Origin of the sequence: Microbacterium sp. UBA3394, assembly GCF_002358725.1 — a bacterium.
In the GTDB taxonomy this organism is placed as follows: Bacteria; Actinomycetota; Actinomycetes; order Actinomycetales; family Microbacteriaceae; genus Microbacterium; species Microbacterium luteum.
The window spans coordinates 21,402-27,854 of sequence record NZ_DEPK01000199.1; the positions used below are offsets into that span (position 1 = coordinate 21,402).

At 67.9% G+C, this 6,453-nt stretch carries 6 protein-coding genes and 1 other RNA gene; 5 read left to right on the plus strand and 2 right to left on the minus strand.

The genetic code is table 11. The features are described 5' to 3' along the window. Positions 1–5: 5 nt before the first annotated feature. The 4 genes from B4E30_RS12260 (at position 6) to ssrA (ending at position 2,482) form a co-directional block, all read left to right on the plus strand. Entirely contained in the window at positions 6–644 is a 639-nt protein-coding gene (locus B4E30_RS12260; RefSeq protein ID WP_286716692.1) for a class F sortase, read from the plus strand. Positions 645–657: 13 nt separating this feature from the next. Continuing rightward, entirely contained in the window at positions 658–1,233 is a 576-nt protein-coding gene (locus tag B4E30_RS12265) for an RNA polymerase sigma factor (protein WP_228480984.1), read from the plus strand. After that, positions 1,220–1,996 (plus strand): anti-sigma factor, encoded by a 777-nt coding sequence (locus tag B4E30_RS12270; protein WP_286795431.1) that lies wholly within the window; start codon positions 1,220–1,222, stop codon positions 1,994–1,996. Before B4E30_RS12265 ends, B4E30_RS12270 begins: the two co-directional genes overlap by 14 nt. Positions 1,997–2,112: 116 nt before the next feature. Continuing rightward, positions 2,113–2,482, plus strand: a transfer-messenger RNA (tmRNA) gene (gene ssrA / locus B4E30_RS12275). 120 nt (positions 2,483–2,602) lie between these two features. Here the strand turns inward: ssrA and B4E30_RS12280 are convergent. Together B4E30_RS12280 and B4E30_RS12285 are read right to left on the minus strand one after the other, a co-directional pair. Continuing rightward, complete coding sequence (locus tag B4E30_RS12280; protein ID WP_286795433.1) at positions 2,603–2,869, minus strand: helix-turn-helix domain-containing protein; 267 nt, start codon at positions 2,867–2,869, stop codon at positions 2,603–2,605. Then, complete coding sequence (locus B4E30_RS12285) at positions 2,869–3,354, minus strand: DUF2975 domain-containing protein (protein WP_286795434.1); 486 nt, start codon at positions 3,352–3,354, stop codon at positions 2,869–2,871. Before B4E30_RS12285 ends, B4E30_RS12280 begins: the two co-directional genes overlap by 1 nt. A 283-nt stretch (positions 3,355–3,637) precedes the next feature. Between B4E30_RS12285 and B4E30_RS12290 the strand changes: the two genes are divergently transcribed. Next, on the plus strand, positions 3,638–6,453 hold a 2,816-nt coding region (locus B4E30_RS12290; RefSeq protein WP_286795435.1), incomplete at its 3' end, for a glycosyl hydrolase 53 family protein.

Consider the following 6,453-nt stretch of genomic DNA (forward strand, 5'->3'; position numbering starts at 1 on the left):
CCCGCATGATCCGCAAGGCGATCGCGACGGGCCTCGCCCCCCTCGCGATCGTTCTTGCCCTGACCGGGTGCGGACAGGAGTCGGTCACCGAATCCCCCACGGTGACACCGGCACCTGTCCGCACTTCGGCGGCACCCGCACCGACGGCGTCGGTCGACGTGCCGGTCGCGGCGGCGACCCCCTCGCCGCCGCGGCGCGCGGTTCCTCCGACATCGGTCAGCATCGCGTCGATCGGGGTCGACGTGCCCGTGGTCGACGTCGGCGTCGAGGAGGGTGGGTTCATGGAGCTGCCCGAGGATCCCGCGATCGCCGGCTGGTACCGGTGGGGGTCCGATCCGACGAGTGAGACCGGCAACACGGTCATCTCGGCGCATGTGGATGCCCCCGGCTACCCGATCGGGCCGTTCAGTCGCCTTCGCGACCTCGGCGCAGGGGAGCGGATCGAAGTCGCGGACGCCGACGGAGTCGTGCATCCGTACGTTCTCGAGAGCGTCACCTACTACCCGAAGGCGGAGCTGCCCGTCAACGAGCTGTTCTCGCGGGAGGGAGAGGGAACACTGGTGCTCATCACCTGCGGCGGGGCGTTCGACTCCGCCACCGGCCGGTACCAGGACAATGTGGTGGCGATCGCCGCACCCGCCTGAGACGATCGAGGTGGTGACCCGAGAGGCAGGGGGTGGCGTTGTGGATCCCGACGAACGCGACCTGTGCGAGCGGTTCCGCAGAGGTGAGGACCGCGCGCTCGAAGAGGTCTACCGCCGCTGGTCGGCGGTCGTCTTCACCCTCGCGCTGCGCTCGCTCGGTGATCGAGGCGATGCGGAGGATGTCACCCAGAAGACCTTCGTCTCGGCCTGGACATCGCGGGAGAGATACGACCCCGACAAGGCGAAGCTGTCGACATGGCTGGTGACGATCTGCCGGCGGCGGATCGCCGACACGCATGAGGCGCGAGCGCGGGTGAGGCGGCTCCAGGAGGAGATGCAGCACTACACCGATCCCGACAGCCTGGTGGGGTCGGAGATCGACCTGGCCGACAGGCTCCTGCTGGCGGACGAACTGGACCGACTGGAACCGGACGCGCAGAAAGTCGTGAGGCTGGCGTTCTACGACGACCTCACGCACGACCAGATCTCCCATCGGCTGGACATGCCGTTGGGTACCGTGAAGAGCCATATCAGGCGAAGTCTGAAGCGACTGCGAGAACGACTGGAGGTGAGTCATGTCGCATCTTGATGCCGAGAGGCTGGCGCTGATCGCGCTGGGCGAAGACGCCGATCCCGATGAGTCGGCTCATCTGCAGGAGTGCAGCCTGTGCGCGACGGAGTTCACCGAGCTCAGCCGTGCCGTGCTGGTGGGACGCTCGACGCTCACCGTCGGCGACCTCGAGGCGCCGCCGGCTCGCGTGTGGGAGCGCATCGCCGCCGAGGTCGGAATGGCGGCCGCCTCGGCGCCCGACGTCGACACCGACAGCGCCACGATCGATGTGGCGCCCGCGGCGGACATCGTCGACGGCCCGGCGGCGTCGGATTCAGACGAGACGCCCGAACCGAAGCGGGGAACGCGACGCTGGACGAAGGTCGTCTTCGCGCTGGCCGCGTCGGTGGCCGCCGTTCTGGTCGTGGTCGGGGTCACCTCGATCCTCCGCCCGGCGCCCACGGAGCTTGCCGCGGCCGCTCTCGACGCGTTCCCGGGTCACCCTGGTGCTGCCGGCACCGCGGTCGTCGTCGAGGACCCGGATGGTGAGCGTCAGATCACGGTCGAACTCGACGCGGATGCCGCCGGCACCGACGCCTACCGCGAGGTGTGGCTGATCACCGCCGACGCGTCGGCGATCGTGAGCCTCGGCGTGCTGGAGGGATCGGAAGGCACCTTCGCGATTCCTGACGACGTCGACATCGACGAGTACGTGCTCGTGGATATCTCCGAGGAGCCTCTCGACGGTGATCCCACGCATTCGGGTGACTCGATCGTGCGCGGCGAGCTCGAATCGGTGTGATGTGCGGGAATGGCGGATGCCGCGCATCCGTTGTATTCTGATGTGCTCGGATTCCATCGGATCCGAGGTTGGCAACTCCACAGTGTGACAACGGTCCTTCGCACGAAGGAACGCACGGGGATGATCGGTTTCGACATCGTCTGCGTAACTGCGTGAAGCGGGCCGAGGATGCAGGGTTATCTCGTGAACGCCCCCTGCAAACCAATAACTGCCGATAAGAAGCAGTCTGACTTCGCCCTCGCTGCGTAAGCGAGCCCGATAGTCCGTCAGTCCGTGCGTGATCCCGTCACGGGTACTGGCGTCATCTAGGGATCTTGCTGCGTGACGGCGTCTGGACGTCACGCGGGACTCTTTCCAGGCTGGGCCCGTCGACTTAGGTGTCTGTGACAAAGGTCGGGGCCGAGCAGAACGTCTGCACAGACTGCGCCCGGAGAAGCCGCAGCGACCCAGCGATGGACGGGGGTTCGATTCCCCCCATCTCCACAACCGTTGTCACCTCGAGGAGGCCCCGGAATCCCGCGTCACGGCGTGCGGATCCCGGGGCCTTCGTGTGTTTCAACAGTGCCGCCGCGCGGGACTTCTTCACCGAGACCGCGACGGTCTACCTCAGGGGCTGACGGGATCGGCTGCATCGGCCGACGACGTCTCTGCCGGTGATGCCGCCTGCTCGGGCGGGATCCACCGCAGCAGGTCGCCCGGTTGACACTCCAAGACATCGCACAGGGCGTCGAGGGTGGAGAAGCGCACCGCCTTGGCTCGTCCGTTCTTCAGCACGGCCAGGTTCGCCGGCGTGATGCCGACGCGTTCGGCGAGCACGCCGACGGCCATCTTGCGGCGCGCGAGCATGATGTCGATGTCGATGACGATCGGCATCAGACGACCTCGTCGAGCTCGGCGCGGAGCACACCGAGATCGACCTCCTGCTGCGTCGCCTGCCGGAGCAGGGCTTTCATGACCACGACGATGAGGGCGACACCGCCGAGCACGAGCGCGACGCCGCCGATGAGAGCGACGACGCCGGGCGCGATGCCGCCGGGGGCGAGCAGCGCGGCGACGGCAGCGCTGACGAGCGCCGCCGCGAAGACGGACCACGCGATCGCATCCACGTAGCGGAACGACGAGCGGCGGAAGACCGATCCGCGACGTACCCGTGTGAGAAGGATCAGGGTGCAGACGGCGCACACCTGCAGACAGACGATGCCGAGCACGAGCAGGGCGACGAACGCGACCCGCAGTGCCAACGGTGCCGCCGCAAGGTCGAACCAGATCGCCGGGATGATCAGCACCTGCGTCGCGATCGACCCCACGATCGCCGCGCTGATCACCACCTGTGTCAGGAGAGTGACACCTCTTCCCATCTCCGGTCCTCCGTTCATGACGATATGTGTTGAGGAACGATCATGATCTATCGACGATCGATAGCAAATGACGTGCTTTTGGTTGCGCATCCCGAATCGACCCTTGGCATCGCGCATCGCGTGACTGTGACCGGTCACAGGCATTCATGCCCCCAACCCTGTGACCGGTCCCAGTCGCGTGTCGACGGCCGCCGGTCACGCCCCCGGGAGCAGAGATGCCGCTATCGACCTGACCCGCGCCCTGCGCGGCTTGCCGGATCAACGACGATCGAAAGGAACCTTCATGGTCACACGTCAGCGAGCACGCCTGATGGCGGCAGCGGCGATTGCAGGAACGGTGAGTGCCTTCGCCACCGCGGCAACCGCGGCGGCGGACGAACCGGTCGAAGCCGGGATCACGGTCCCGGTGGTCGAGGGCCTGAGCGCGGACTTCATGAACGGGGTCGACGCCTCATCGATCCTGTCGCTCGAGGAATCGGGGGTGACCTTCCGGGACTTCGACGGCGAAGAGGCCGACGTGTTCGACGTCTTCGCCGAGGCGGGCGTGAACTACTCCCGCATCCGCGTCTGGAACGACCCCTACGACGCCGACGGCAACGGCTACGGCGGCGGCACCGTCGACGCCGAGCGCGCCACCGAGATCGGGCTGCGTTCGACCGCTGCCGGGATGCGCGTGTTCGTCGACTTCCATTACTCGGACTTCTGGGCCCATCCCGGGCAGCAGCCGCTGCCCAAGGCGTGGGAGGGCATGACGACCGCCGAGCGCGCCGACGCGATGTACGACTACACCGTCGACACCCTCAGCCGCATGGACGACGCCGGCGTCGATGTCGGCATGGTTCAGATCGGGAACGAGAATTCCGGCCTGCTGCTCGCCGAGACGGCGTGGCCGGAATCCGGGCAGCTCTTCGACGCCGCTTCGCGGGGTGTGCGGGACGCGCTCGGCGACGACGTGAAGATCGCGATCCACTTCACCAACCCCGAGCGCGGCAACTACGGCTCCCTCGCGAACAGTCTCGCCACGTACGACACCGATCCGGCCACCGACGGCGTGCAGCCCATCGACTACGACGTGTTCGCGTCGTCCTACTACGCGTACTGGCACGGAACGCTGGAGAACCTCACGAGCCAGCTGGCCGGTGTCGCCGAGACCTACGGCAAGGACGTGATCGTCGCCGAGACCTCGTGGGCGTACACGCTCGAAGACGGCGACGGGTACCCCAACAACATCCGCACCGCGTACGACCAGTACTCCACGTCGGTGCAGGGCCAGGCTCTCGCGGTGCGCGATGTCATCGAAGCGGTCGCGAACGTCGGGGATGCCGGTCTCGGCGTCTTCTACTGGGAGCCGGCGTGGCTCCCCGTCGGCCCGCCGGAGGACATCGAGCAGAACCGGCTGCTGTGGGAGGAGTTCGGTTCGGGCTGGGCCTCGTCTCACGCCGCCGACTACAGCGCCGACGCGGCGGCGAACTACGGCGGGTCCGGCTGGGACAACCAGGCGATGTTCGACTTCGAGGGCCGACCGCTGGAGTCGCTGCGGGTATGGGACTACGTGCGCTACGGCACCGTCGGCCCGCGCGATGTCGACACCGTCGCCTCTCCGGAGATCACCGTCGTCGATGGCGAGTCGTGGTCGCTCCCCGAGACGGTCGCCGTGTCGTACACCGACGGCACGACCGAGCAGCAGGATGTGGCCTGGCAGGGGCAGGAGTCGTGGTTCGTCGGCGCGGGCACCTACGAGGTGCCGGGCACGACGGGTGCGGGCCTCGAGGCGACGCTGACGGTGACCGTTCTCGACGGCGACGCCGACGGGCAGAATCTCCTCGCGAACCCCGGGTTCGAAGACGGCGTCGCTCCGTGGACGGGAACGGGCACGGGCTACACGATCAGCGCGACCGACGACCCGTTCGCGGGTGAGCGTTCGACGCACTGGTATCGCGCCGGCGGCGACTTCTCGTTCACGATCTCTCAGGAGATCACCGGTGTCGCCGCCGGCGATTACCGCCTCTCGGCGCAGGCGCAGGGACGCGCCGCGGTCGCCGGCGAGGCGACCTCGATCTCGCTGGCTTCGGGCATCGAGAGCGCGTCGGCGCCGTTCACGCTGAGCGGCTACGAGGGGTGGCAGAACCCGCGCACGCCGATCGTCACGGTCGCCGAGGGGCAGAGCGTCACGGTCTCCGCGACGTTCTCTCTCACGGACGGCGCCTGGGGCACGATCGACGAGTTCGAGCTCGTCGAGGTGACCCCCGTGGACGAAGCCGACACGTCAGCGCTGGAGACGGTGTACACGGAGGGCGCGGCCATCGACCGCGACGGGTGGACGGCGGCCTCGCTGCTAACCTTCGACCGGGCCATGACCCGCGCCGAGGTGATCCTCGACGCGTCATCGCCGAGTCAGGCATCCGTGGATGCCGCGGCCGCGGCCCTGCGCACGGCCATCGACGACCTCGAGGCCGGAGACGGAAGCATCCCCGATCCGACCGTGCGCACCGTCGAACTGACCGTCGTGGACGGCGAGCCGATCGACCTTCCCGACGAGGTCACCGTGGTCGCCTACGACGATTCGACGACCACCGAGGCGGTGACCTGGAACGACGAACTGGACGCGATCGCCGGTCCCGGCACGTACACCGTGACCGGTGTCACCGCGAACGGCCTGACGGCTCGGGCCGAGATCGTCGTGACGGCGCGAAACGAGATCGCCAACGGCGGGTTCGAGAAGGGCATCGACGACGTCACGCCATGGACGATCGAGGCGGACCCCTGGCCGGACGACGAGGGCTCCTTCTGGGTCACCGCGTCGGCGGGTTCCGACGGCGATGAGGGTGAATACGCCTTGAACTACTACGTCGATGGGCAGCCGTACGCGTTCACCGCGCTCCAGGATGTCGACCTGCCGGCGGGCACCTACGAGCTGTCCGCCGCGGCGATGGGTGGCAGCGACGTGGGCGATCCGGCTCGGATCGACCTCGTCGCGAGCGTCGGCGGTGTGGAGCAGACGCAGGCGTTCACCCTCAGCGGCTGGCCGACGTGGGACCGACCCATGCTTCAGATCGTGCTCGACGAGGCCGCGACGGTCACGGTGGGCGTCCGCGGTCT